Here is a 24,237-nt window from a genome sequence, read left to right as displayed (position 1 = left end):
GAGTTTTTCTAATGGGCGGCATTATAATTTGTCGGTTGCGGGCCGACCAGTGAATAAACATAATTCGCTTCGCAATCCGTTGTCATATGGCTCACTTTTTCTCTTCCATGTTGGTTTACATGTGATTTTTGTGAGTCAGTGGTTTGCGATTGTGGTGTTGTGTTTCTTCCTCTGCGGGAAGAGGGGCTTAAATCGGACCGATTTAACCCAGTCTGTCATCTGAATGTGTTTGGCGCCTCCGGTTGGATGGCGCCTTTTTTATTATCCCTATACCTTGAACTGCCCCACCAGCTGTTGCTGCTTGTCCGCCAGCGCCGACAATTCGCGCCCGTTTTCGGCGGAGGTCGCCGCCTCGGCCCGTATGGTGTGGCCCACATCGCGAATGTTGCTGACGTTGCGATTGATCTCGTCCGCCACCCCGCTCTGCTCCTGCGCCGCCCGGGCAATCTGCTCGTTCATCTGATGTATGGTCGCTACCGCATGGATGATCTTCTCCAGCACGCTGACCGACAGATCCACCTTTGTCAGCGTCACATCCGCCTGGCTGTGGCCCGTCATGATCGCCTTGACCACGGCCTGGGTACCGGACTGAAGCTGCCCTATGAGGGTCTGGATCTCGACGATGGCGTTCTGGGTACGCCCCGCCAGATTGCGTACCTCGTCGGCCACCACGGCGAAGCCACGGCCCTGTTCACCAGCCCGCGCCGCCTCGATGGCCGCGTTCAGCGCCAGCAGGTTGGTCTGCTCGGCGATGCCCTGGATCACCACCAGAATGTCGTTGATGTTCTCGCTGTTGGCGGAGAGCCGCTCCACCACCGGCTTGGCGTCGCTGATCACCGCCATCAGCTTGCGCATCGCCTCCTGGGTATCGGCCACCACATACTTGCCCTCCTGCGCCGAGGTATCGGCCTGATTGGCTGCCGCCACCGCCGAGTTGGCGTTGCCCGCCACCTGCAGCGCGGTAGCGCTGAGCTCCTCGAAGGCAGTCGCCACCAGATCCACCTCCTGATACTGGGCCTGCATGCCGGCACTGGTGCGCTCGGCAACCAGGGCCGCCTGCTCCGCGCTGGCACGGGTACCCGCGACCGTGTCTATTACCTGGCTGATAGTGGATTGCAACTTGTTGAGGAAGCTGTTGAACCATTTGGCCAGCTCACCTATCTCGTCATCGCGATGCAAGTCGATGCGCTGGGTCAAGTCCCCCTCCCCGGTGGCGATGTCCTTGAGGCGGGCCACCACGGCGCGGATGGGCGCCACTATCTGATGGGCCATCAGCCAGATACAGAGCAGCCCGATCGCCGAGATCACACCGCCTATCACCAGCTGGGTGACCACGCTGCGATGGGCCTGACTGGAGAGCTCCTCTTGCAGCTGACGAGCCGAGGCCAGCACCACACTACGGGGCAACTCGATATAGATGCCCCATGTCTGCGCGGTGCCGCGCATCCTGACCGGTACGAAGGTTTGCAGCAAAGCACCGTCCGGGCTCCAGCGGGTCATGGTCTGCCCCTGGTCTAGCCAGCCAGTCAGATCGCCGGCCAGCGCCTGATATTGCTGGCCAAGCGGGCTGCCCAGGGTCACGTCGAAGCCATCCACCCCTGCGGCGCGCCCTTCGTGACTGACCAGCAGCACCTTGCCCTGACCGTCGTAGAGCACCTGACCCATCTCCTTGACCAGGTTTTGCAAGGTGGCCAGTGAGATATCGACCCCGACCATGCCAAGCAGAGTCTCCTGCTGCAGCAGGGGAACTGTCACCGAGGTCATCAGCACCCTCTGCGACCCCACATCGTCAAGATAAGGTTCGAGCAGACAGAGCGCCTTGCTGCGGATGCTGCAGCGATACCATTCGTTCTCCACACCGCCAGCCGCCGTCGGGCTCTCGTCCGCCAGCACGGATTCGTTTTGCACCTCAGCTTCTATCTTGCCGTCGACCCGGGCCCAATAGGTGGAGAAACGCCCCTTGTCGTTGGCGCCGAGCGCACTGGAGCCATGGTAGTTGCTGTCCTCCCCGTCGAGCTGATCCGGCTCGAACACCGCATAGACACCGAGCAGATTGTCCGAGGAGGCCGCCGCATCGTGCAGTTGCTGATTGACGGCGCCACGCAGCGTCTCGGATGAGCCGAAATTATCCGCCGCATTCTTGCGCTGGAACAGGACCCCCTGCGCCAACAAGGTGGTGCGGAAATAGGCCTCATCCAGATAACTGGTGACCTTGGCCGCCTGTTCGGATCCCATCGCCTTCATCCAGTTTTCGGCCGAACGCTGCGCCTCCTCCGTGGTGGAGGCCAGTACCTTATCCTGCATCCGGGCGGCACTATAAAGAGAAGAGGCGACCAGTGCACCGGTACTGGCCAACAAACAACAACCGGCGATCAGAGTAATGCGCCCCTGAACAGAAAGAGAACTCATGCAACCATTCCTAGCTCATACAGATGTGATCAGTTTATCGGGTTTAGAAACAAAAACTTAACCTTATCAGGCAAAATCCAGGCTGAGCTGGTTAACTTCTCCGTCACGGGGCAAACCGACCACCAGGCCGAGCAACCGGATCGGCTTGCCCTGTGCCCGCAGCAGCCCCTCATGGAGCAGGTCGTGAAACAGCTCGGGCTGATAGCCGCCACGGCGATAGACAGTGGTCTGCTGAAAATCGGCAAACTTGAGCTTGATCCCTTGCCCCATCAGCTGCGCCTGCGCATAGCCGACCGAAAAGCGCTGCTCCAGCTCGGGAATGAGCCGGCTCAGCACCTGCCAGCAGGCGGCCTCATCCAGCACGTCGCTAGCCAGGGTGGTCTCCACACCTATGGTCTTGCGCACTCGCTGGGCCTGCACGGGCTGATCGTCATGGCCCCAGATCCGCCCCGTCAGCATCTCTCCCAACTTGCCAAATCGGGCAATCAGCTCCTCGCGGCTAAGCACTCGTGCATCCTCGCAGGAGTAAAGCCCCTGTGACTCCAGCCGATCGGCCGTCTTGTGCCCAATCCCCGGCAACTTGGCCAAAGGCAGCTGGCGCACGAACTCATCCACCTCATTCGGCGTTATCACGAACAGGCCGTCTGGCTTGCGTTGCTCCGAAGCCAGCTTGGCCAGAAACTTGTTTGGCGCAACCCCGGCCGAGGCGGTCAACCCCAGCTCGCGCGCAATGGCGGCGCGGATCTCGGCCGCCATCAGGGTGGCGCTGCCGCCACAACAGGGGCTGTCGGTGACGTCGAGATAGGCTTCGTCGAGGGAAAGCGGCTCCACCAGTTCGGTATAGCGCAGGAAGATGGTGCGCAGCTGACGGGAGGTCTCTTTGTAGACCGCCATCCGGCCAGGAATGAGCACCAACGGCGGGCAGAGCTTTTTGGCCAAGCCGCTCGGCATGGCGGAGCGCACCCCGAAACGGCGCGCCACATAATTGCAGGTCGAGATGACGCCGCGCCTGTCTGCCGAGCCGCCGATGGCCAGCGGCACCTCGCGCAGGGCCGGGTTGTCCCGCATCTCTACCGCCGCGTAGAAGCAGTCCATGTCAATGTGAATGATTTTGCGCATACCACTGTACGAATAAACAGGCAACCTGCCTATGCTAACCCAGCGCTGGCGTTTCTGCCATCGGCATGAAACGACGAACAGGCATAGACTCTTAAGGCACCATTCACCACCCCATGGGTCGAGGAGGACGAGATGAAAGCACTCTGGCTGGGATTAGCGCTGGGGTTCTGCCTGCTGCCGCAACCAGGCAGCAGCAAGGATAACCCGACTGCCGAATGCAGCTGGCTCTATGACCGCATAGCGACACTGGAGCAGGCCATCAGGCAGGGAGACGAGCTGGGCACACGGGAAGAGCTGGCGCGCTGGAAGGCCGAGTTCAAGAAGAAAGCCTGTCATCAATACGACTACTGAGCACACCTCTACAAAAAAGCGGGCTGACCATCAGGTCAGCCCGCCCGCTATCCAGCATGGGGTCGAGTGAGACTCCAGCCCCAGACTCGCTCAGATGATCCGGTTATCGGTCAGCATCTTGCGACGGGCCTCTTCCTTGGCCATCTTCTTCTTGCGGCTCTCACAGGGTTCCGGACAATCGCACTCTTTTTCGATGCCGACCGTGCCCAGCCCACCGCAGGAACCTGAGATGGTCTTCTTCTGGAAGATGTAACCTATGGCCATGGCCACCACTACCGCCAGAAACACCCCGAAGGTGATCAAGAAAATCTGCATGCTACCGCCTCTTACTTTCTAACCAGATACTGTTTGAAGGCATCTGAATAAGCCTCTTCAAAGCCATCGGCCGTCTTGGTGATCACGAAGATAGCCAGCCCGCGCTCCTTCGCATAGGCCAGGCTCTTCTCGGGCCCGAGCACCATGAACACAGTCGCCAACCCGTCTGCCGTCATGCAGGAGGGGTGGACCACTGTCACCGACACCATGCGATGCTGGATGGGCTTGCCCGTCATGGGATCTATGGTGTGGGAGAAGCGCTTACCGTCCATCTCGTAATAGTTGCGGTATTCACCCGAGGTGGCAATCCCGTTGTCACCGGCCACTATCACTTCCTGCACGGAGCTGGCATTGGCAGTCGGCTTCTCGATGGCCACGCGCCAGGGGTGACCCTTGCCGTTGACGCCATTGATACGCAGTTCACCACCGATCTCCACCAGATAGTTGCGAGACCCCATGGACTCGAGGTACTCGGCCACCTTGTCCACGCCAAAGCCCTTGGCAATGGCGGAGAGATCCACATAGAGATCCGGAATATCCTTTCGCAGGGTATCAGCATCGACGGAGGTGATCACATGCAAATTGCCCAAACCGGTCTTCTGGCGGGTCTGGGTAAGCAACTCCTCGGACGGGATCTTGGTCGGACGGGCATCTGGCCCGAAACCCCACAGATTGACCAGTGGACCGACGGTAACGTCCAACGCCCCACGGCTCTCACGACCAAGGTGAATGGCTTCCGTCACCACCCGTGCGGTGTCGCGAGAGACCACCACAGGGGTCGAGCTCCTATGCTGGTTGAAACGAGACAACTCGGAATCGGGACGATAGGTCGACATCTGGTCGTTGACCCGCTCCAGCAGGAGATCGACCTCGGCCTGGAACTTGGCCGGATCACTGATGACGTTGTCCGCCACCTTGATGGAGTAGTAGGTACCCATGGTGCTGCCGGTAATGTGGATCTCCGGCTTGGATTGGACCGTTTCCTGACCACACCCAGTCAAGAAAAAGGCTAGCCCGAAGGCTAGCCAGGTCTTTACAACACTGTGCATTGATTAACCACCAAAGTCATCCAGCAGGATGTTCTCGTCTTCAACGCCAAGGTTTTTCAGCATGTTGATGACGGCAGCGTTCATTACCGGAGGTCCACACATGTAGAACTCGCAATCTTCCGGCGCCTCGTGGTTCTTGAGGTAATTCTCAAACAAGACGTTGTGGATGAAGCCTGTGTAGCCATCCCAGTTGTCTTCCGGCTGCGGATCAGACAGGGCAACGTTCCACTGGAAGTTGTCATTCTCGGCCGCCAGCATGTCGAAATCTTCGACATAGAACATCTCGCGCTTGGAACGGGCACCGTACCAGAAGCTCATCTTGCGCTTGGACTTCAGACGACGCAGCTGGTCGAAGATATGGGAACGCATCGGCGCCATACCTGCACCACCACCGATGAACACCATTTCGGCGTCGCTGTCCTTGGCGAAGAACTCACCGAACGGACCGGAGATGGTCACCTTGTCGCCAGCCTTCAGGTTGAAGATGTAGGAAGACATCTGTCCCGGAGGAGCAGTCCAGTTGCTCGGGGGCGGGGTCGCGATCCGCACGTTCAGCATGATGATGCCGAACTCTTCCGGATAGTTGGCCATGGAGTAGGCACGGATGATTGGCTCATCGACCTTGGACTCCAGTTCGAAGATCTTGAAGCGATCCCAGTCGCCACGATACTCCTCGGGAATATCGAAGTGCTTGTACTGCACGTGGTGAGCCGGGGCTTCGATCTGGATATAACCACCGGCGCGGAACGGGACGCTCTCACCATCGGGGATCTGCAGCTTAAGCTCCTTGATGAAGGTGGCCTTGTTATCGTTGGAGATAACGGTACAGTCCCACTTCTTCACCCCGAAGATCTCTTCCGGCAGCTCGATATCCATGTCGGAACGCACAGTGACCTGACAGGCCAGACGCTCCCCATGACGGGCTTCACCCTTGCTGATGTGATCCAGCTCGGTCGGCAGAATGTCGCCGCCACCGGATTTCACCCGTACCTTGCACTGACCGCAAGAGCCACCGCCACCACAGGCAGAGGAGACAAAAATACCACTACCGGAGAGTGCACCCAACAGTTTGCCGCCAGCAGGGCCAACCACGGCTTTGGTCGGATCACCGTTGATGCTGATTGTCACGTCGCCCGCAGTCACCAGCTTGGACTTGGCGAACAGAATGACTGCCACCAGTGCCAGCAGGATCACGGTAAACATGACCACACCCAAAATAATTTCCATCTATCGTTCCTTTCTGATTGCAGGAAAGCCGATTACAGGGAGATACCAGAGAAGGACATGAAGCCCAGCGCCATCAGGCCTGTGGTGATGAAGGTAATGCCCAGACCACGCAGGCCGTGTGGAACATCGGAGTACTTCATCTTCTCGCGGATACCTGCCAGCGCAACGATCGCCAGCATCCAGCCTGCCCCTGAACCCACACCGTAGACCACAGACTCGATGAAGTTGTAGTCACGCTGCACCATGAAAGAGACGCCACCGAAGATGGCACAGTTCACAGTGATGAGCGGCAAAAAGATGCCAAGCGCGTTGTAGAGGGCCGGGAAGTACTTGTCCAGCACCATCTCCAGGATCTGCACCAATGCCGCAATAACACCGATAAAGGTGATAAAGCTCAGGAAGCTCAGATCCAGCTCGGGGGAGATAGCCCCCGGCTTCAGGACGTAGTTATAGATCAGGTTGTTGACCGGCACCGCGATGGTTTGCACCACGATGACAGCAACACCAAGACCCATAGATGTCTTGACCTTCTTGGAGACTGCCAGGAAGGTACACATCCCCAGGAAGAAAGAGAGGGCCAGGTTTTCGATGAAAATCGAACGAATCAACAGACTCAGATAATGTTCCATACCTTAATCCTTCGCCTCCACCTGCTTGGGATCCTTGGTGCGTACGCCCCAGATGATCAGACCGATGATGAAAAATGCACTCGGCGGCAGCAGCAGCAGGCCGTTGGGCACGTACCAGCCACCGTTGTTCACCAGCGGCAGCAGCTCGATGCCGAACCAGGTGCCGGAGCCCAGCAGTTCACGCACGGTAGCGACGCTCAACAGAATGGCGCCATAGCCCATACCGTTGCCGATACCATCCAGGAAGGAGGGCAGCGGGGCACTCTTCATGGCGTACGCTTCAGCGCGGCCCATGACGATACAGTTGGTGATGATGAGACCCACGAATACCGACAGTTGCTTGGAGATGTCGTAGGCATACGCCTTGAGCACCTGGTCAACCACGATAACCAGTGAGGCAATCACCGCCATCTGGGCGATGATCCGCACGCTGTTCGGGATCTGGTTGCGGATCAGGGAGATGAACAGGTTGGAGAAGGCGGTTACCGCGGTCACCGCCAGCGTCATCACAAACGCAGTCTGCATCTGGCTGGTAACGGCCAGCGCGGAACAGACACCCAGCACCTGCAGTGCAATGGGGTTGTTGCCGAGCACAGGCGTCAACAGCAACTTCTTCATTTCGCTCTTGTCAGCCATTGTTGATTTCTCCTGCACGAACCTTGGCCAGGAAAGGACCAAAGCCCTTGGGTCCCATCCAGAAGTCGAACGTGTTCTGTACACCGTTGCCGGTCAGAGTCGCGCCTGACAGGCCATCGATCTCATGCATTGAACCTGCAGGGGCTTGGCCCTTGATGATTCGCAAGGCTGGCATGCCATCCTGATCGAACAACCTCTTGCCCTTGAACAGCGCTTGCCAGACCGGATTTCCAATCTCGCCACCCAACCCCGGGGTTTCCCCGTGGTCATAGTAGGTGATGCCTTGGATGGTCTCGCCATCAGCAGCCACGGCGACGAAAGCATGCATGGTAGACCACAGACCCTGGCCGGAGATGGGCAGTATGATGCTGTCGACTTGGCCTTCTGCATCCTTGGCAAAGAACACCGGCATCACTCTGGAGATCTGACGCAAGCCAGCCCTGTCGTCGGCTGGCGCCAGACGAATACTCGTAGCCGGGTCTTTCGCTGCCCGCCTGATGTCGAAGTTGTCGGCATCGCCGTCAACAAATTCACCCGTGGTCAGGTCAACCAGACGCGCTTCAATCTTCTCACCGTACAATTGGGCCAGGTCACGCCTGGCTACATTGCTGATATCGATGCCGGCAACGGACAAGATGTTGCTTTGTCTGTCCAACGCCCTGTTTACCTGCTGAGCTGGACGCAGACCCACCGCAGCCACAGAGACCACGATGGAACAGACCAGACACAGACCAGTTACAACCGTCAGGGTGCCGACAGTAGAGTCTTTCTTAAACGCCACGAGCGATCCTCCGCTTGATGTTCGCCTGAGCCACGAAATGGTCAAACAGGGGGGCAAACAGGTTGGCAAACAGAATGGCCAACATCATGCCTTCCGGGAACGCAGGGTTCACGACACGGATCAGCACAACCATGACGCCAATCAACGCGCCGTACCACCACTTGCCCTTGTTGGTAAAGGCGGCGGAAACCGGATCGGTCGCCATGAAGGCCATACCAAAAGCGAAGCCACCCAGCACCAGATGCCAATGCCAGGGCATGTTGAACATGGGGTTGGTATCGGAATCAATGACGTTGAACAGCAGGGAAGTAGCGACCATGCCGATCATCACACCTGCGATGATGCGCCAGGAGGCGATCCGCATGTAGACGATCATGGCAGCACCGATGAGGATCATCAGGGTGGAGACTTCACCTATGGAACCAGGCATATTACCGAGGAAGGCATCCATCCAGCTGATGGCCTGACCGGTGGCACCGTTGATCAGCGCCATCTGGCCGCCCTGGGCCCACTGGCTCAGCGCGGTTGCGCCCGAGTAGCCATCAACGGCAACCCAGACAGCATCACCGGAGATCTGGCCCGGGTAGGCGAAGAACAGGAACGCACGACCTGCCAGGGCCGGGTTCAGGAAGTTTTTGCCGGTACCACCGAACACTTCCTTGGCCAGCACCACACCGAAGGTGATGCCCAGCGCGGCTTGCCACAGGGGCAGCTGGGGAGGCACTATCAGAGCAAACAGGATCGAGGTCACGAAGAAGCCTTCGTTGATCTCGTGCTTGCGCACCATGGCGAACAGCACTTCCCAGAAACCGCCAACCAGGAACACGGTCAGGTAGATGGGCAGGAAGTGAGTGGCGCCGATCAGCATCTTGCTGCCGATACCGGCGACCGCAGGATCCAGCGAGGCTCCCAGCAGTTGTGCCAGTGCATATTGCCAGGTGTCGGCACCGGTTGCCGTACCCATATGGGCAATGGCAGCAATCGCCTGATTGCCGACGTTGAACATGCCCCAGAACATGGCCGGGAACACGGCCAGCCACACCATGATCATCATGCGTTTCAGATCGATCGCATCACGAACGTGGGCAGCATTGCGGGTCACGGACCCGGGGGTATAAAACAGGGTGTACGCCGCCTCGAACAGGGCGTAGTACTTGGCGTACTTTCCACCCGGCTCGAAGTGATGTTCCATATTTTCAAGAAGTTGCTTGAAACTCATCGCTTAACCTTCCAGTTCTATCTTGGTCAGGCACTCACGCAAGACTGGGCCGTACTCTGTCTTGCCGGGGCAGACAAAGGTACAGAGCGCCAAATCTTCCTCATCCAGCTCCAGACAACCGAGCGCTTGAGCGCCATCGATGTCACCGGAGATCAGATCCCGCAGCAGCAGGGTCGGCAGGATGTCGAGCGGCATCACACGCTCATAGTTGCCGATAGGCACCATGGAGCGATCACTACCGTTAGTGGTGGTAGTGAAGTTGATGAGTTTGCCCTTCATCAGATGAGAGAGGGTGGTGCGGGTGATGGAGAACTTGCTGGCGCTGGGATTGACCCAACCCAGGAACTCTTTCTCACGCCCTTCGCCCAGCACGCTCACCTGGTTGTGGTAGCGACCCAGGTAGTCATGCACACCTTCGGCCTTGGCACCACTGAGCAGGGAACCGGAGATGACGCGGTTTTCATCCGCACGCAGCTCGTTGTTGGTCAGCTGGCTGATGCAGGCGCCCATGCGAGTGCGCAGCAGGCGTGGCTTGACCACGTTCGGACCGGCCAAAGAGATCACCTTGTCGGTAAAGATCTGGCCTGTGGTGAACAGCTTGCCGTAAGCGATGACATCCTGATAGTTGATGTACCACTGCACCTTCTTGGCGCTGACCGGATCCAGGAAGTGGATATGGGTACCAGGCAGACCGGCAGGGTGTGGGCCGACGAACACTTCCTCTTTGACTTGCGCCAGGGAAGCGTGCGGCAGACTGGCCTCGCCCTTGCAGACGTAGACAGCGCCATCAGTCAGGCGAGTCAATACCGCCAAACCATCGAGGAAAGCCTGAGACTGTTCCTTGATGATGAGGTCGCTACTGGCGGCCAGCGGGTTGGTGTCCATCGCGGTGACGAAGATGGCGCGGGGAGAAGACTCCACGGCCGGCACCTTGCTGAACGGGCGGGTACGCAACGCAGTCCATTGGCCTGATGCGACCAGGATCTCTTGCACCTTGCTGCGCGCGAGCTGTGCCAGCTCGGCGGACGCAAAATGCTCAAAGGTCACCTGCTCGTCGGACCCATCGAGTTCGATGACAACGGATTGCAGAATGCGCTTGGCACCCCGGTTGATCTCTGAAACCACACCGGTGGCAGGGGCCGTGAATTTAACGCCGGGATTCTTCTTATCTTCGAAGAGCTCCTGACCTTTAATGACGCGATCACCTACTTTGATGAACATAGTAGGTCGCATCCCCACGAACTCTTCGCCGAGTGTAGCAACACGGGTGATGGCCGGGCCATCGTAGATTACTTGCTCCGGAGCACCCAGCACGGGGATGTCCAGTCCTCTTTTAATTGTAATCATACTCACTTGCACTACCGTTAAGGGAAGACAGGTTGATTAGCGCCGAGAAATACATCACGACGAGTTGTTGAATGAGCCCGTTTATGTTGCAAAATAATGTCGAAGAAACAAACAAATCAGCAACATACAGGGTCATTCAAAAGCAGTTGAGTTTAGCACTTATGGCCAGTTTACTGCCATGCAAAATGGGGAAAATCCCCGCTCTATCACAAAATCATCGAAATTTAATCATGCCGATTTATTCACTAAACCTCAGGGTTTGCCTCGCACTGGCCATTATTACCCCAAAGTAGGTAATAGCGTTTATGTTCAAAAATCGACTAGAAATTTGAATGTCTGGGCAGGAGAGCGACGTCACAAGCAGGGGCTAGCGACGCCGCAAAAAACGTTTAGCAATTGTTAATTAATCGAGGATTGGGTAATCAATTCGTCAATAGCCTTAGGCCAGACCACTCTTGCTGACGCAACTCGGGGTCGTCGGTGCCTGTTCCCGTTGCCGCCACTCCTGCTCCGTATAGGTATGCAACGCCAGTGCATGAATGGCACCCGCCAGCTCGTCGGCCAGCACGCCATTGACCTGGCGATGGCGTGCCAACAATCGTTGACCCTCAAAAGCCTGGCTCACCACCACTACCTTGAAATGGCTCTCTGATCCCGGCGCGACCCTGTGCATGTAGCTTTCGTTGATCACCTGCAGGTGGCTGGGGGACAAAGCAGCGGCCAACTTGGCCTCGATCTGTTGTTGCATGGTCACGAGCAAAACTCCCAAAATGGATGTCCGGCCATTGTAGCCAGGGTTGGTGGTATGACGAAATCGTCCGCCACGGGAAAATGGGCTCGGTTTTGCCTCTCGCCCTGTGCCGCCGGACTGGTGAAATTCTCCGCCCCCGCTAGAATAGCGCCACTTTGCGCCCCGCTGGCGCCTGTTTTATGAATCATCTGGACGCTTCGCTTATGCAAACCCTTCTCGAAACGGCTCATTGTCGTCTGACCCTGTATCGCTATCCACGCCAGAGCCAGGATCCGTTGCAGGCCTGGGATGCGGCAGACGAGTATCTGATCAATACCCTGGCAGAAGCACCGCTCGCGCAAGCGGGCCCCGTCATCATTATGAATGACGGCTTCGGTGCCCTGACAGCCTACCTGCACGACCATACTCCTGTCTGTGTGAGCGACTCCTACATCAGCGAGCGGGCCACCCTGGCCAACCTCGCGGAAAACCAGCTGGATCCCAATGCCATCACGCTGCAGGATACGCTGGCCCCTCTGCCGCCAGCCCCGGCACTGGTGGTGATCAAGGTCTCCAAATATCAGGCGCTGCTGGAGCAGCAACTGCTGGCCCTGCGTCAGGTGGCGACCCCGGCCACCCGCATCCTCGCCGCCGGCAAGGCCAAGGACATTCACAGTTCGACCCTGGCGCTGTTTGAAAAATACCTGGGACAAACCCGCACGTCGCTGGCCTGGAAGAAGGCACGCCTCATTCATTGCACCGTCGATGGCACATCGGCCACCACCCTGAACAATCCCTTCCCGACCGTCTGGCCACTGGAGGGCACCGACATGCTCATCCACAACCACGCCAATGTGTTTTCGCGTACCAGCCTGGATATTGGTGCCCGTTTCATGCTGGACAATTTGCCTGTGCACAGTGCACGCAAGGTGATCGATCTGGGTTGCGGCAACGGCGTGCTGGGGCTGGCGCTGCTGGCGCGGGATGCCGAAGTGGAGGTGACCTTTATCGACGAATCCCATATGGCGGTCGCTTCGGCGCGGCTCAACGTCGAACACAATCTGCCGGATGCCCTGCCCCGCGCCCGCTTCATGGTCAATAACTGTCTCGATGGTGTGGAGGTGGGCTCGGCGGATCGGATCCTCTGCAACCCGCCCTTCCATCAGTTGCAGGCGATCACCGATCATATCGCCTGGCAGATGTTCAGCGATGCCCACCGGGTATTGCCCCAGGGGGGGGAACTCTGGATAGTAGGCAACCGTCATCTGGATTATCACAACAAACTCAAGCGCCTGTTTGCCAACGCACAGGTCGTTGCGTCGAACAGCAAATTCGTTATTTTGAAAGCCATCAAACGTTAACTGCCATCAAACGCTTTAAAGGAAACCATGATGAAAAAGTCACTCTTGCTGCTGGCCGCCCTGATGCTGGGTGGTTGCGCGACTCACTGGCCGGAAACCGCGCTGCTCAACCCGCAGGTGGTCCCTTCCAATCAGCAGTACTACTCAGGCAACCGCATCACCCTGGAAGGAGTCGACAAGCGTGAAGCTGCCTACGTCTTCTCCATCAAGAAGAAAGATAAGGCCGTCGTGCTGGTCAACAGCGAACAGCCGCTCAACAACCTGCTGGCCGAGAAACTGGCGGAAGGTCTGCGCAGCCAGGGACTGATCGTTGGCAATAGCGGTACCACCAATCTGACCCTGGCCATCTCCAGCTCCGTTGTCACGGTGGAAGAGAAGACCTTCACTTATGTCACCAAGTCCCGCGTCAGCCTGCAGGTGATTGCGGACTTCCAGGGCAGCAAGCTGACCAAGCAGTTCAACATGTCCTCCAGCAAGGAAGGTCCGGGTGAACCGACCATGGCCGAGCTGGAATCCATCCTGAACCAGCAGCTGGGCAGCTTGCTGCAACAGATCATGGCGGACAATGCCCTGCGTGGTTATCTCAAGGGTCAACCGAACTGAGCGAGGATAGTTAAATGAAAAAACTCTGGTTACTGGTCATGCTGATCACCCCGCTGGCCTGCGCTGGCCCCAAGGTCAGGATGGAGACCAATCACGGCAACATAGTGGTGGAGCTGGCCTCCAAGCAGGCGCCGCAGACGGTGAAAAACTTCCTGCGCTACGTGGCGGACGGCAGCTATGACGGCAGCCTGTTCCACCGGGTGATCCAGGACTTCGTGGTGCAAGGGGGCGGCTATAACCAGCAGTTCCAGCAACTGCCGACCTTTGACCCCGTGGTCAACGAGTCCAAGGGCGGCCTGCCCAACAAGCGTGGTAGCATCGCCATGGCCCGCACCCAGGCCGTGGACAGCGCCACCCGCCAGTTCTACTTCAACCTGACCGACAACAACAACCTCAACGCCAGTGCTGGCGCCGGTTATACCGTATTCGGCCAAGTGGTGCAGGGCATGGAGGTGCTGGACAAACTGGCCCAGGTGCAGACGGGTTACAGCTCCATTCTGCGCGCCAACGACGTGCCCACCAGCCCCATTATCCTGAAGAAGGTGGTGTTGCTGGCGGAGAAATAACGCGGGCCGGATCACATTCCGCCGCGTCTTTGCCCGGGTCACCGGCGTCCCTTTCTATACTCTGACCTTACCCCATTTCCCCGGGGTATGGCCCGCATGAGGAGAAGGAGGTTCCGGTGACCTGCAACGACTACCTAGCCCAACACACAGTCTCGCTGGCCCAGGCGGTTCGTCATTTTCTGGCACGAGAAATCCCCTATCAGCAGTTGGAAGATCTGAGCTGGCAGCTCCTCTCTCACTGGCAAGACTTGCCCCATATCCCGGCAGACAAACAACCGGCCACCGACCAGGAAGGGGTGTTCTGGTACCTGCTGCACAGCCTGCATCAGTGGGATGAGCAACAGATCATCGCCGACGTCTGGCTGCGCCTGCAGCTGATGGCGTGTGCCAACTATCTGACCACCGAGGGTCCCTGCCCGCACCACTGCATGGGTTCACGCCCCTGAATCGAGACCCACCACGCTCGGCTTGCCTTGGCTATCCCCCCCGAACCTGACAAAATGGCGCAATTTTCCCAGAGGAGTCAGGTATTTGAACACTGTCCGTACACCGAGCTGGCGAGATTCGCTCGCCGTCTACCTCGAGACTCGGGTCCTCATACTGTTTGCCATGGGCTTCTCGTCCGGCCTGCCTCTGCTGCTGGTCTTTGGCACCCTCTCGTTCTGGTTGCGCGAGGCCGATGTCAGCCTGACCGACATCGGCTACATGAGCTGGGTAGCGCTGGCCTATGGCCTCAAGTGGCTGTGGTCGCCGCTGGTTGACCGGCTGCAGCTGCCACTGCTCGCCCGCTGGCTGGGACGGCGCCGCAGCTGGATGCTGCTCTCCCAGGTAGTGATTGCCCTCTCTCTGGTAGGCATGGCCTATTGCGATCCCAAGACCCAGCTCACCCAACTCGCCCTGTTTGCCCTGCTGGTGGCGTTTTCCTCCGCGACGCAGGATATCGTCATCGATGCCTATCGCATCGAGTCTGCGCCGGAGCGGTTGCAGGCGGCCATGGCGGCCTCCTACATGACGGGTTACCGGCTGGCAATGATCATGGCCGGCGCAGGGGCGCTGGCGCTGGCCGCCTGGTTCGGCAGCAACAGCGGCTATGACTACAACGGCTGGCGACTCACCTATTTGCTGATGGCGGCTCTTATGTCACTCGGTGTCATCACCACCTTGATCTGCCACGAACCGGATATCGATCTCGCTGGTCAGAACGAGCAGCAAGCGGCGCGTAAGGCGCTGCTGCTCTCCCGTGGTTGGCCCACCTCGCTGGCCGGCGCCGGCGCCTGGATCTACGAGGCCATCTGGTGTCCGTTTGCCGATTTTTTCCGCCGTTACGGCGGCTCGGCCATGCTGATCCTGGGGCTCATCGCCTGTTATCGCATCTCGGATGTGGTAATGGGGGTGATGTCCAACAGCTTTTACGTGGACATGCAGTTCAGCAAGACGGAAGTGGCCACCATCACCAAGGTGTATGGCGTCATCATGACGTTGGTGGGGGCCGCCCTGGGGGGAGTGCTGGTGATGCGCTTTGGCACCCTGCGAATCCTGTTTCTCGGCGCCCTGCTCACCGCCAGCACCAACCTGCTGTTCGCCCTGCTCAATGAAGTGGGTCACAACCTCGAGCTGCTGACCCTGATCATTTCAGTCGACAACCTGAGCGCCGGCATAGCAACAGCCGCCTTCGTGACCTATCTGTCGAGCCTGACCAACGTGGCGTTTTCCGCCACCCAGTACGCCCTGTTCAGCTCTGTCATGCTGCTGATGCCCAAGCTGCTGGCCGGGTTTTCTGGACATTTCGTCGAACAGTTTGGCTACAGTACCTTCTTTATCGGTACCAGCCTGCTTGGCATCCCTGTGTTGATCTTGATCATCATGGTTGCCAAACGAGGAAAGCCGTTGCCACCGGAATCGGATAAATAGCAAGCGTTTGCGTAAATTTGGGGGTGATTAGATTCACACTTCCAAATAAAGTTCCCCGGCTCTTGTTTCTCCGATGAATTTATTTGGCTAGAATGCCCCCCGCTCCTTATGGGTAGGCTACGGAAAACCTCAACTAACGTACAAGAGACCAATAAAATGGCCAAATTTACCAAGACTCTTATCGCTGCCGGTCTGCTGGCTGCTGCCGCCACCCCGGCCTTTGCTGCTGACTACAGTGGTGACATCCACAAGAATGATTACAAGTGGATGCAGTTCAACCTCATGCACACCATCGACCAGCGTCCCTTCACCGCCGGTCAGGATGGCTACAACGACACCTATTTCGAAATGGAATTTGGTGGTCGTTCAGGTCTGTTTGATCTGTACGGTTACGTCGACGTATTCGACGTCTTCAACTCCCGTCACAGCGACAAGCACGATGGTCAGAACCTCTTCATGAAGTTTGCACCGCGTCTGTCTCTGGATGCGCTGACTGGCAAAGATCTCTCCTTCGGCCCGGTGCAAGAGGTGTACATCGCCTCCCTGAACAACATCGGTGACAACCAGATGGAGAACATGATCGGTCTGGGTGCCGATGTCATGGTGCCTTGGTTTGGCAAAGTTGGCATGAACCTGTATGCCCGTCACGCCACTGAAAACCAGTTCTTCACCGAAGAAGAAGGTGACTGGAACGGTTACTGGTTCGCCATGAACTGGTTCAAGCCTTTCTATACCTTCAGCAACGGCAGCTTCGTCTCCTATCAAGGTTACCTGGATTATGCCTTCGATCTGGATACCCACAGCCGTGCCGACCGTACCAGCGACAACCTGGCGACCTTCCACGGCATCTACTGGCACTCTGATCGCTACGCAGTGGGTTATGGCCTGAAGTACTTCATGGATGCCTACGGCACCAAAGACGGCTCTGCCGCGTTTGACGGTACCCCCTGGAAGAGCTCCGGCTTCAGCCACTACTTCTCCGTTACCTACAAGTTCTAATCAAACGGGTAATGCAGATACAAAAAACCGGAGCAGCTGCTCCGGTTTTTTTATGGCTCTGCCATCGAACCTTTACGGCCGTACTGCGTGGCGAGCGCGCAAGGGGGGAGGGCCGACCCCTCCCGCCCATTATCAATCGCGGAAATTCTGAAACTGCATCGGCTGACCCAGCTCGGCACCACGTACCAGCGCCATGGCTTCCTGCAGATCGTCACGCTTCTTGCCGGTGACCCGCACTTCATCACCCTGAATGGCGACCTGCACCTTGATCTTGGAATCCTTGATCAGCTTCACCAGTTTCTTGGCGATCTCTTTCTCGATCCCCTGCTTGAACTTGACGTTCAGGTGGAAACGCTTGCCAGAGTGAACGCTATCACCCACGTCCATTGAGCTGTTCTCGATGTTGCGCTTGAGCAGGGCTGCGCGCAGGATCTCGACCATCTGCTTGAGCTGGAAATCGGCATCGGCCTCCAGCTTCACTTCTTCTTTGTTCAGCTCGAAGCTGGCTTCAACACCACGAAAATCGAAACGGGTCGCCAGTTCACGATTGGCGTTATCGACGGCGTTCAACACCTCGTTCATTTTGACTTCAGAGACAATATCGAATGACGGCATGTCAGGGCTCCTCATGTTGCGCTATAAGGGGGCAAATCTACCAGAAAACCGGCAAATTTGCTGATTTCGATGGGGTTGCTCTGCTAGAATCCCCTGCGCGCAGGAATGGCGAGACCTGTTAGTGTCCGCCACGCGACATCTTCACTTATCCCCGGCGGGGGTTGACCGGAATACAACCCCTACCTTGATTGAGTCTCTCCATGCCAAGCGGATTACACAGTTCCCGACTGCCCTCCTCCCCCCAATGGTCACTGCTGGGCTGCGGCGCCCTGGGTGGCGTCTTCGCCTCCCTGCTGACTCAAAGCGGTCAACCTACCCGCGTTTTGCTGCGCGATCGTCACCGTTCGACCCTGCATCCCAGGATCGACTTCACCTCACTGGAGGGCCATACCCAGCTGATTGCCATCGAGCGCGGTTTCATCAGCCAGCCAGGCCAGATCACGCGTCTGCTGGTGGTGACCAAGGCCGGTCAGGTGGTGTCGGCCCTGACGCCGCTGGTGGGCAAGCTGGCTGCGGGAGTACCCATAGTGCTGCTGCACAATGGCATGGGCATAGCCGAGCAGGTGGTCCAGCTGTTCCCCCATAACCCTGTCATTGCGGGTGTCACCAGCCACGGCGCCATGCAGGGCGGCCACTTTGTGTTCCGCCATACCGGCAAGGGTGAAACCTGGCTCGGCCCGGTCAATGAGGCGGCCAAAGCCTATGCCGCCCTGGCGGACGATCTCGGCGCCGCCCTCGGTCAGGCCGGTTGGGATGAGCAGATCCTGGCTCGCCAGTGGCAAAAACTCGCCATCAACTGCGCCATCAATCCGCTGACCGCGCTCTATAAACTCAAAAATGGTGAACTGGCCGGCCCCCGCTTCGCCGATGTCCTGCAACAGATCTGCGTGGAAGTGGCGGACGTGATGCAGGCCGAAGGCCAGCCCACCAGCAGCGATGAGCTGTTGCGCCGCGCCATGACGGTGGTGGAGCTCACCGCCGACAATTACTCTTCCATGTACCAGGACATGGAGCAGGGCAGGGAGACCGAGATCGAGGCCATCACCGGCTTCCTGCTGGCCTGCGCCGCCAAACACGGCATAGCGGTGCCGGTCAATCAGGGCCTCTATCAGGCCATCAAAGAGAAGCGCTGAGCCCGGCAAGAGCGCGGGCAATCAAGGAGTGCAGTATGACCGTATTGGTATTGGTAGCCCCGGGCTCGGAAGAGATAGAGACGGTCGCCATCGTCGACACCCTGGTGCGCGCCCGCATCGAGGTGCTGCTCGCCTCCTGTTGTCCAGCGGGTCTGCGCCAGATCCGCGCCTCCCGCGGGGTGCAGCTGGTCGCTGACTATCATATCGACGAGCTGACCAGCCGTGACTTCGAGGCCATCGTCGTGCCGGGCGGTTTGCCCGGCAGCGAAGCAATCCGTGATACGCCGCTCGCCATCGACCTGCTCAGGGAGCAGGCGACGCTCGGCCGCTGGCGGGCGGCCATTTGTGCCGCCCCCGTGGTGGTACTGCAACATCATGATTTGCTGGGAGATGCCAGCGTGACCTGCCACCCGGGCTTTCAGGCCCAGCTGCCCACTCGCCAGCTCAGCACGGCGCGGGTCGTGACGGATGAGACATATCGCCTGGTTACCAGCCAGGGGCCAGGCACCGCCATCGAATTTGCCCTCGCGCTGGTGCGGGTGCTGCGCGGGGACGAAGCCGCCCTCGCGGTGGCCGGCCCCATGGTGATGCCCCCTGCTGTCACGCCATGACCCCTGCCGCCATCGCGGATACCCTTGCGTCATGACAGAGCGCCCCTTGCCAACCGGCAAGGGGCGCTCTGCTATTGGCCGGGGGGCAACTCTGCCCCCCTTTTGATCGCTAGCTCAGCAACTCGGGTCTGAGCTGCTCCATCAGCAGGTGGTTGTCACTGTAATCCACCGGTATAGCCACCACGGCAGGCCCCACCACGGCCATAGCGGCGCGCAGGGTCGGTCGCAACTCTTCGGCGCTGGTGACTGCAAACCCGGCCGCCCCGAAGGACTCGGCATAGGCCTTGAAGTTGATGGGCCCGAAGCTCACCCCCGAGCTACGGCGGTACTTTTTCTCCTCCTGCATCGCCACCATGTTGTAGCCGTTATCGACCCAGATGATGTGCACTATGTTGGATTTGAGCCTCACCGCCGTCTCCAGCTCCATGCTCGACTGCATGAAGCTGCCATCGCCGGAGACAGAGATGATCTTCTCCCCCGGTCGCACCATGGCGGCGCCTATGGCCCAGGGCAACGCCACCCCCATGGTCTGCTGACCGTTGGAGATGAGCACCTGGCGCGCCCGGAAGCTGTAGAGGTAGCGGGCAATCCAGATGTGGAAGCTGCCCATGTCCACACACAGTGTCATGTCCTGCCCTATGATGTCCTGCAGCTCCTTGACGATGCGTAGCGGATGGATCGGCATGCCACCCAGATGTTGGGCATGCTGGGTCAGCTGATGGCGCTGGATGCGGATCTCCCCGAGCAGAGCGGCGATGGCGGGATCCCGTGCCAGCGGTTTGTTCAGCATCTTGGTCAAGCAATACAGATTGGCACTGATGGACCCCACCAGCTCCACCGCCGGGCAGTAGCTGCTGTCGATCTCCGCTGGCAGGGCATCGATGTGCAACAGTTGCCGTTCACCCGTGTCGTTCCACAGCACAGGGTCATATTCGATAGGGCTGTAACCGATACAGATCACCAGATCTGCCCCCTGCAGCAACCTGTCCCCCGGCTGGTTGTTGAACAGCCCCACCCGACCGGCGAAGTCATCGAAATGGTGAGAGTCCACCACACCGGCCGCCTGATAGGTGCCCGTCACCGGCAACCCGCTCTTGTCCAAAAAGGCGCGCACCGCGAGAGAGTTTTCCGGCCGGCTGGCCAGCAAGCCGAGCAGCACCACGGGTTTGCGGGCTTGCGCCAGCAGGCTCAACGCCCTGTCTATGCCTGCCGTATCGGCGGCACCGGGTTCAGGAATGGCTCTGGGCACCAGGATGGCGCCATCGGTCGGCTCGTTGATGATGTCCATGGGCAGGCTGACGAAGGCCGCACCGGGGCGACCCAGCTCGGCGGACCGAAAGGCGTTGGCCATGACCTCAGAGAGGGCAGATCCTGTGCCCACCTGGGCGCAGAACTTGGTGACAGGGCGGCACAGGCTGACAGTATCCAGACTCTGGTGAGTGAGTTTGAGGCCATCGGCCCGTCGTACTGCGCCACCCAGTGCCACCATGGGATCCCCTTCGGAAGTGGCGGTAGCCAGCCCGGTAATTAGGTTGGAACAGCCTGGCCCCGAGGTGACCAATGCCACCCCGGCCTTGCCGGTCAGCCGGCCCACGGCGGCAGCCATGAAGGCCGCGTTCGCCTCATGGCGCACCACTATGGTGTCGATGGGGGAGTCTTCCAGCGCATCGAACACCCGATCGATCTTGGCCCCCGGAATACCGAATACCTGCTTGACGCCCTGCGCCTCCAGGTGGCGCACAACCAGTTCGGCCCCACAGCCCCAGTGTTGATTTTCCATGACAATGACTCCTTGTTGAGCGAAAGGGTTAGCCTTCGGCGGCGCGAATGGCGCGGTCCAGATCGGCGGGATTGAGATCGGCCTGCTGAAAGGCCGGATTGCGTGGCAGTTCTATATTGAGGTGCTGAACCACAGACAGCTGCAGCTGACCGTGGCCCATTGCGTAATCGAGGATGTGGCCGCCCCCCTGGCGATCTTGCGTGATGAAGTGCTCGTGATAACCGGCCACGTTGATCCCTTGCACGAAGGGTGGGCAGCGAAAGCCCACCAGGGTGCCACGCTGCTGGCTGAACGAGAACAGCGGCTGGGCTTCTATGGCTTCCAGCATGGGTTTGTAGGGCGGGGTCTGGCAGGGCACGGTGCGAACCTGCGCCTGCTCAAACAGGCCGTCGAGCCGAAAGGCGACGAAGACGTTGTCAGTGCCCACCAGTTGATCGATCCATTGATGGATCTCGTCGCGGCTGAGGGGGTGATCGAAGCGGCGCTCCAGACAGGGGCGAAAATGGGTCATCACCGCAAACGGGGTTTTCTGGCCAGCCTGAGCCGGACGGGCCGAACCGTCGGATTTGAGTTGATGGATCTGGCGCTCGAACGCAATCAGCTCGCCGTCGAGTCGGTTGAAGGTGCCAAGACCGAAGTCGCCGTGGCGCAGCAGATCCGCCATGGTGGTCTCACCCTCATAGACGCCGGCCAGCAGGGCGCTCATCAAGGAGCTCTGATAGACCTCGCCCCCCCCCTGACGGGCTTGCCAGCGAGCAAACTGCTGGCTGATCTCGATGGCACAGTCACACTGTGTATTGGTTTCCATTTGGGTTTTACCTCCAATCCTGTTAGGTTGGTAAATCAGGATTCAATAGTGACCAAGATCACAACTTGATACCAATATCCAAACCCATCAGCTTCGAGACGTACCAGATATGGAATTTCGTTACCTGCGCTACCTGGTAGCCGTGGCAGAGAAGCAGAGCTTTACCAAGGCGGCCGAGGCGCTGGGCATGGCCCAGCCGCCCCTCAGCCAGCAGATCCGCAAATTAGAACAGGAGGTGGGCACGCCGCTGTTTCACCGGCTGACCCGCAGCGTGGAGCTGACCGAGGCGGGGCTGAGCCTCTATCAGGATGCCAAGGGGATATTGTCGCAAACCGAGCAGGCCATGCAGAAGGCCAGGCGCATCGCCCGTGGTCAGCTCGGCTCACTGCGCCTGGGGTTTGCCGGCTCCACAGTGCTGCACCCAAGTGTGCTGCGGCTCATCCACGACTTTCGCCAGGCCTGGCCCGAGGTGAGCCTGCATCCCATCGAGAACAGCATGCCCAACCTGGTACGCGACCTGATGAGTGAGGAGCTGGATGCCGCCATCCTGCGTCTGCCCTGCAGCAGCAGCTCGTCACTGACCCACCACCTCATCGATGAGGAAGATATGCTGATAGCCCTCCCCCCACACCATGCGCTGGCAGGCAGCGGCGCCATCGCCATCGAGGCCCTGGCAGCGGACCCCTTCATCCTGTTCCCCCGCGAACTGGGGCCAGGCCTGCACGATGCCATCACCCAACGCTGCCAACGAGCCGGTTTCAGCCCCCGTCTCGGCAGCCAAAGCCCGCAGGTGCTCTCCACCGTCGGCATGGTGCAGGCCGGTTTCGGGGTCGCCATCATCCCCCGTTCGGTGAGTGAACTGCATCCTCACGGCGTCAGCTATCACCCCATCGCCGAGGAACCGCTCACCACCCGCATCAGCCTCGCCACCCGCCGCCATCCCCGTCAGAAGAGCCTGCAACACTTGATAGGGCTGATCCCTGGCCACCATTGAATCGCCCATAAAAATAACCCCCATCGCCATGGGGCAGACAGGGGGATACGTTGGAATATACATTGGGTCCATGCACACAGCGGCGACCAATATAGGCTGAGTACTCAATATATATCGGCATAACAGGTCAAAGAGGGAGCCAGCTCGTATGACTCTCGGGCTGCATCGATTTTGGCAATAACACCCAAGTATTGTTTAAACCTCGATAGCTCGACTACCCGTTGCAAAAATCTCAGGTGGAATCGTGACTAACGCAGTCTCACATTCTGTTTTAGAAAAAAGGCCAGTAGCTTTCTTTTTAACCAACTTCATGGTTCCAACGTTCGCTTGCCACTTTATGACCCAGCGCCCTCCGCTATAGACCATAAACGCAAACCCACACCTATTTTCACTCCCATTAATTATTCCGTAGTCATCGTATAGCATGTGTCCGACCATTCCATTACCAATCTCAGATGCCTGAAGAGTGTTATATTGCACTTCTTCTTTCCCGCCCTCTACATGCCTTACTCTGAGTGTTGTATCGTTAATTTTGTCTACCACTAAACAACACCCTGAAAAATCCGGGGTAAATACATAGTTAGGCTCACCATTTCTAGGGTGCACAGGAATATCTACAAAGCCACCCTGGGGCGCCCAATAGGCATATTCTGCATATTTTCTAGCACCTGCGTTCACCCTTTCCCTCTGGTTAGTCAACTCTAACGAATAAAATTTACTCGCATCATTAAGAGTGTTGGTAATGCCTCCGATCGGTTGAGCTGGTATGATGGGTGCCTTTGAGACTCATCGCTTCATGGCATCCATCACCGTTCACTGCCCTCGTTGCAACTCTGACCACGTATATCGCCATGGGAAGACCCCTGCAGGCCATGTTCGCTATCGTTGCCCCGCCTGTCCGCACGTGTTTCAGATCACCTATACCTATGAAGCCCGCAAGCCTGGTGTCAAAGACAAGATTGTTGATATGGCGTTCAACGGCTCAGGTGTTCGTGATACTGCTCGCGTCCTCAAAATTGGCATTAACACTGTCATACGCGCCCT

General features: G+C 58.4%; 25 protein-coding genes and 1 pseudogene. 11 read left to right on the top strand and 15 right to left on the bottom strand.

What is annotated here, in order from left to right; translation table 11 throughout:
* Positions 1-267: 267 nt before the first annotated feature.
* Both BN1129_RS16900 and dinB read right to left on the bottom strand, forming a co-directional pair.
* A complete protein-coding gene (locus BN1129_RS16900; RefSeq protein ID WP_042038095.1) occupies positions 268-2,409 on the bottom strand; it encodes a methyl-accepting chemotaxis protein in 2,142 nt (713 codons plus the stop codon).
* Positions 2,410-2,475: 66 nt separating this feature from the next.
* Positions 2,476-3,528, bottom strand: a complete 1,053-nt coding sequence (gene dinB / locus BN1129_RS16895) for a DNA polymerase IV (RefSeq protein WP_042038094.1) — start codon at positions 3,526-3,528, stop codon at positions 2,476-2,478.
* 132 nt (positions 3,529-3,660) lie between these two features.
* Between dinB and BN1129_RS16890 the strand changes: the two genes are divergently transcribed.
* Entirely contained in the window at positions 3,661-3,879 is a 219-nt protein-coding gene (locus BN1129_RS16890; RefSeq protein WP_042038092.1) for a hypothetical protein, read from the top strand.
* Positions 3,880-3,969: 90 nt separating this feature from the next.
* On the opposite strand, the gene nqrM is transcribed toward BN1129_RS16890, so the two are convergent.
* The 9 genes from nqrM to BN1129_RS16845 form a co-directional block, all read right to left on the bottom strand.
* Complete coding sequence (gene nqrM, locus BN1129_RS16885; protein WP_042038090.1) at positions 3,970-4,194, bottom strand: (Na+)-NQR maturation NqrM; 225 nt, start codon at positions 4,192-4,194, stop codon at positions 3,970-3,972.
* Between the two features lie 11 nt (positions 4,195-4,205).
* Positions 4,206-5,243, bottom strand: coding sequence for an FAD:protein FMN transferase (locus tag BN1129_RS16880; RefSeq protein ID WP_042038087.1), 1,038 nt, complete (start codon positions 5,241-5,243; stop codon positions 4,206-4,208).
* 3 nt (positions 5,244-5,246) lie between these two features.
* Positions 5,247-6,470, bottom strand: coding sequence for an NADH:ubiquinone reductase (Na(+)-transporting) subunit F (gene nqrF, locus BN1129_RS16875; protein ID WP_042038085.1), 1,224 nt, complete (start codon positions 6,468-6,470; stop codon positions 5,247-5,249).
* Positions 6,471-6,502: 32 nt separating this feature from the next.
* Positions 6,503-7,099, bottom strand: a complete 597-nt coding sequence (nqrE, locus tag BN1129_RS16870) for an NADH:ubiquinone reductase (Na(+)-transporting) subunit E (RefSeq protein WP_042038084.1) — start codon at positions 7,097-7,099, stop codon at positions 6,503-6,505.
* A 3-nt stretch (positions 7,100-7,102) separates the two neighbouring features.
* Positions 7,103-7,735: an NADH:ubiquinone reductase (Na(+)-transporting) subunit D gene (locus BN1129_RS16865; protein WP_042038082.1), complete on the bottom strand. Its 633-nt coding sequence runs from the start codon at positions 7,733-7,735 to the stop codon at positions 7,103-7,105.
* Complete coding sequence (locus BN1129_RS16860) at positions 7,728-8,516, bottom strand: Na(+)-translocating NADH-quinone reductase subunit C (protein WP_042038081.1); 789 nt, start codon at positions 8,514-8,516, stop codon at positions 7,728-7,730. Before BN1129_RS16860 ends, BN1129_RS16865 begins: the two co-directional genes overlap by 8 nt.
* The gene (locus tag BN1129_RS16855; RefSeq protein WP_042038080.1) at positions 8,506-9,735 is read right to left on the bottom strand and encodes an NADH:ubiquinone reductase (Na(+)-transporting) subunit B; all 1,230 of its coding nucleotides are present in this window, start codon (positions 9,733-9,735) and stop codon (positions 8,506-8,508) included. The genes BN1129_RS16860 and BN1129_RS16855 overlap by 11 nt, the downstream gene beginning before the upstream one ends.
* Positions 9,736-9,738: 3 nt before the next feature.
* Positions 9,739-11,082 carry a Na(+)-translocating NADH-quinone reductase subunit A gene (locus tag BN1129_RS16850; protein WP_042038078.1) on the bottom strand — a complete coding sequence of 448 codons (1,344 nt, stop codon included), beginning with the start codon at positions 11,080-11,082 and terminating at the stop codon, positions 9,739-9,741.
* Between the two features lie 439 nt (positions 11,083-11,521).
* Positions 11,522-11,830: a BolA family protein gene (locus BN1129_RS16845; RefSeq protein WP_042038359.1), complete on the bottom strand. Its 309-nt coding sequence runs from the start codon at positions 11,828-11,830 to the stop codon at positions 11,522-11,524.
* 206 nt (positions 11,831-12,036) lie between these two features.
* Between BN1129_RS16845 and BN1129_RS16840 the strand changes: the two genes are divergently transcribed.
* The 6 genes from BN1129_RS16840 to BN1129_RS16815 all read left to right on the top strand — a co-directional run bounded on the left by BN1129_RS16840 (position 12,037) and on the right by BN1129_RS16815 (position 17,252).
* Positions 12,037-13,173, top strand: a complete 1,137-nt coding sequence (locus tag BN1129_RS16840; RefSeq protein ID WP_042038076.1) for a methyltransferase — start codon at positions 12,037-12,039, stop codon at positions 13,171-13,173.
* A gap of 30 nt (positions 13,174-13,203) precedes the next feature.
* Positions 13,204-13,776, top strand: a complete 573-nt coding sequence (locus BN1129_RS16835; protein ID WP_042038075.1) for a YajG family lipoprotein — start codon at positions 13,204-13,206, stop codon at positions 13,774-13,776.
* A gap of 14 nt (positions 13,777-13,790) precedes the next feature.
* Positions 13,791-14,342 (top strand): peptidylprolyl isomerase, encoded by a 552-nt coding sequence (locus BN1129_RS16830; RefSeq protein ID WP_042038074.1) that lies wholly within the window; start codon positions 13,791-13,793, stop codon positions 14,340-14,342.
* Between the two features lie 116 nt (positions 14,343-14,458).
* Entirely contained in the window at positions 14,459-14,788 is a 330-nt protein-coding gene (locus BN1129_RS16825) for a hypothetical protein (protein ID WP_042038071.1), read from the top strand.
* A gap of 85 nt (positions 14,789-14,873) precedes the next feature.
* Positions 14,874-16,253, top strand: a complete 1,380-nt coding sequence (locus BN1129_RS16820; RefSeq protein ID WP_042038070.1) for an AmpG family muropeptide MFS transporter — start codon at positions 14,874-14,876, stop codon at positions 16,251-16,253.
* 156 nt (positions 16,254-16,409) lie between these two features.
* Positions 16,410-17,252 carry a nucleoside-specific channel-forming Tsx family protein gene (locus BN1129_RS16815; RefSeq protein ID WP_042038069.1) on the top strand — a complete coding sequence of 281 codons (843 nt, stop codon included), beginning with the start codon at positions 16,410-16,412 and terminating at the stop codon, positions 17,250-17,252.
* A 132-nt stretch (positions 17,253-17,384) separates the two neighbouring features.
* On the opposite strand, the gene BN1129_RS16810 is transcribed toward BN1129_RS16815, so the two are convergent.
* Positions 17,385-17,867 (bottom strand): YajQ family cyclic di-GMP-binding protein, encoded by a 483-nt coding sequence (locus BN1129_RS16810; protein ID WP_005311958.1) that lies wholly within the window; start codon positions 17,865-17,867, stop codon positions 17,385-17,387.
* 200 nt (positions 17,868-18,067) lie between these two features.
* On the opposite strand from BN1129_RS16810, the gene BN1129_RS16805 reads away from it, so the two are divergent.
* Together BN1129_RS16805 and BN1129_RS16800 are read left to right on the top strand one after the other, a co-directional pair.
* A complete protein-coding gene (locus BN1129_RS16805) occupies positions 18,068-19,000 on the top strand; it encodes a ketopantoate reductase family protein (protein WP_042038067.1) in 933 nt (310 codons plus the stop codon).
* Positions 19,001-19,035: 35 nt separating this feature from the next.
* Positions 19,036-19,611 carry a DJ-1 family glyoxalase III gene (locus BN1129_RS16800; protein ID WP_042038066.1) on the top strand — a complete coding sequence of 192 codons (576 nt, stop codon included), beginning with the start codon at positions 19,036-19,038 and terminating at the stop codon, positions 19,609-19,611.
* A gap of 109 nt (positions 19,612-19,720) precedes the next feature.
* Here BN1129_RS16800 and alsS read toward each other — a convergent pair whose 3' ends face one another.
* Together alsS and budA are read right to left on the bottom strand one after the other, a co-directional pair.
* Positions 19,721-21,391, bottom strand: coding sequence for an acetolactate synthase AlsS (alsS, locus tag BN1129_RS16795; RefSeq protein ID WP_042038064.1), 1,671 nt, complete (start codon positions 21,389-21,391; stop codon positions 19,721-19,723).
* 28 nt (positions 21,392-21,419) lie between these two features.
* Positions 21,420-22,199 (bottom strand): acetolactate decarboxylase, encoded by a 780-nt coding sequence (budA, locus tag BN1129_RS16790; RefSeq protein ID WP_042038062.1) that lies wholly within the window; start codon positions 22,197-22,199, stop codon positions 21,420-21,422.
* 109 nt (positions 22,200-22,308) lie between these two features.
* Between budA and BN1129_RS16785 the strand changes: the two genes are divergently transcribed.
* On the top strand, positions 22,309-23,193 hold the full coding sequence (locus BN1129_RS16785) for a LysR family transcriptional regulator (RefSeq protein ID WP_042038061.1): 885 nt from the start codon (positions 22,309-22,311) through the stop codon (positions 23,191-23,193).
* Between the two features lie 195 nt (positions 23,194-23,388).
* Here the strand turns inward: BN1129_RS16785 and BN1129_RS23545 are convergent, their stop codons facing one another.
* On the bottom strand, positions 23,389-23,871 hold the full coding sequence (locus BN1129_RS23545; protein WP_157013448.1) for a hypothetical protein: 483 nt from the start codon (positions 23,869-23,871) through the stop codon (positions 23,389-23,391).
* Positions 23,872-23,966: 95 nt separating this feature from the next.
* Here BN1129_RS23545 and BN1129_RS16775 point away from each other — a divergent pair.
* A pseudogene (locus tag BN1129_RS16775) lies at positions 23,967-24,237 on the top strand (IS1-like element transposase); the annotation flags it as partial.

It is taken from the genome of Aeromonas popoffii, from assembly GCF_000820025.1.
Lineage (GTDB): Bacteria > Pseudomonadota > Gammaproteobacteria > Enterobacterales > Aeromonadaceae > Aeromonas > Aeromonas popoffii.
This window is presented reverse-complemented; position numbering and strand designations above follow the sequence as displayed.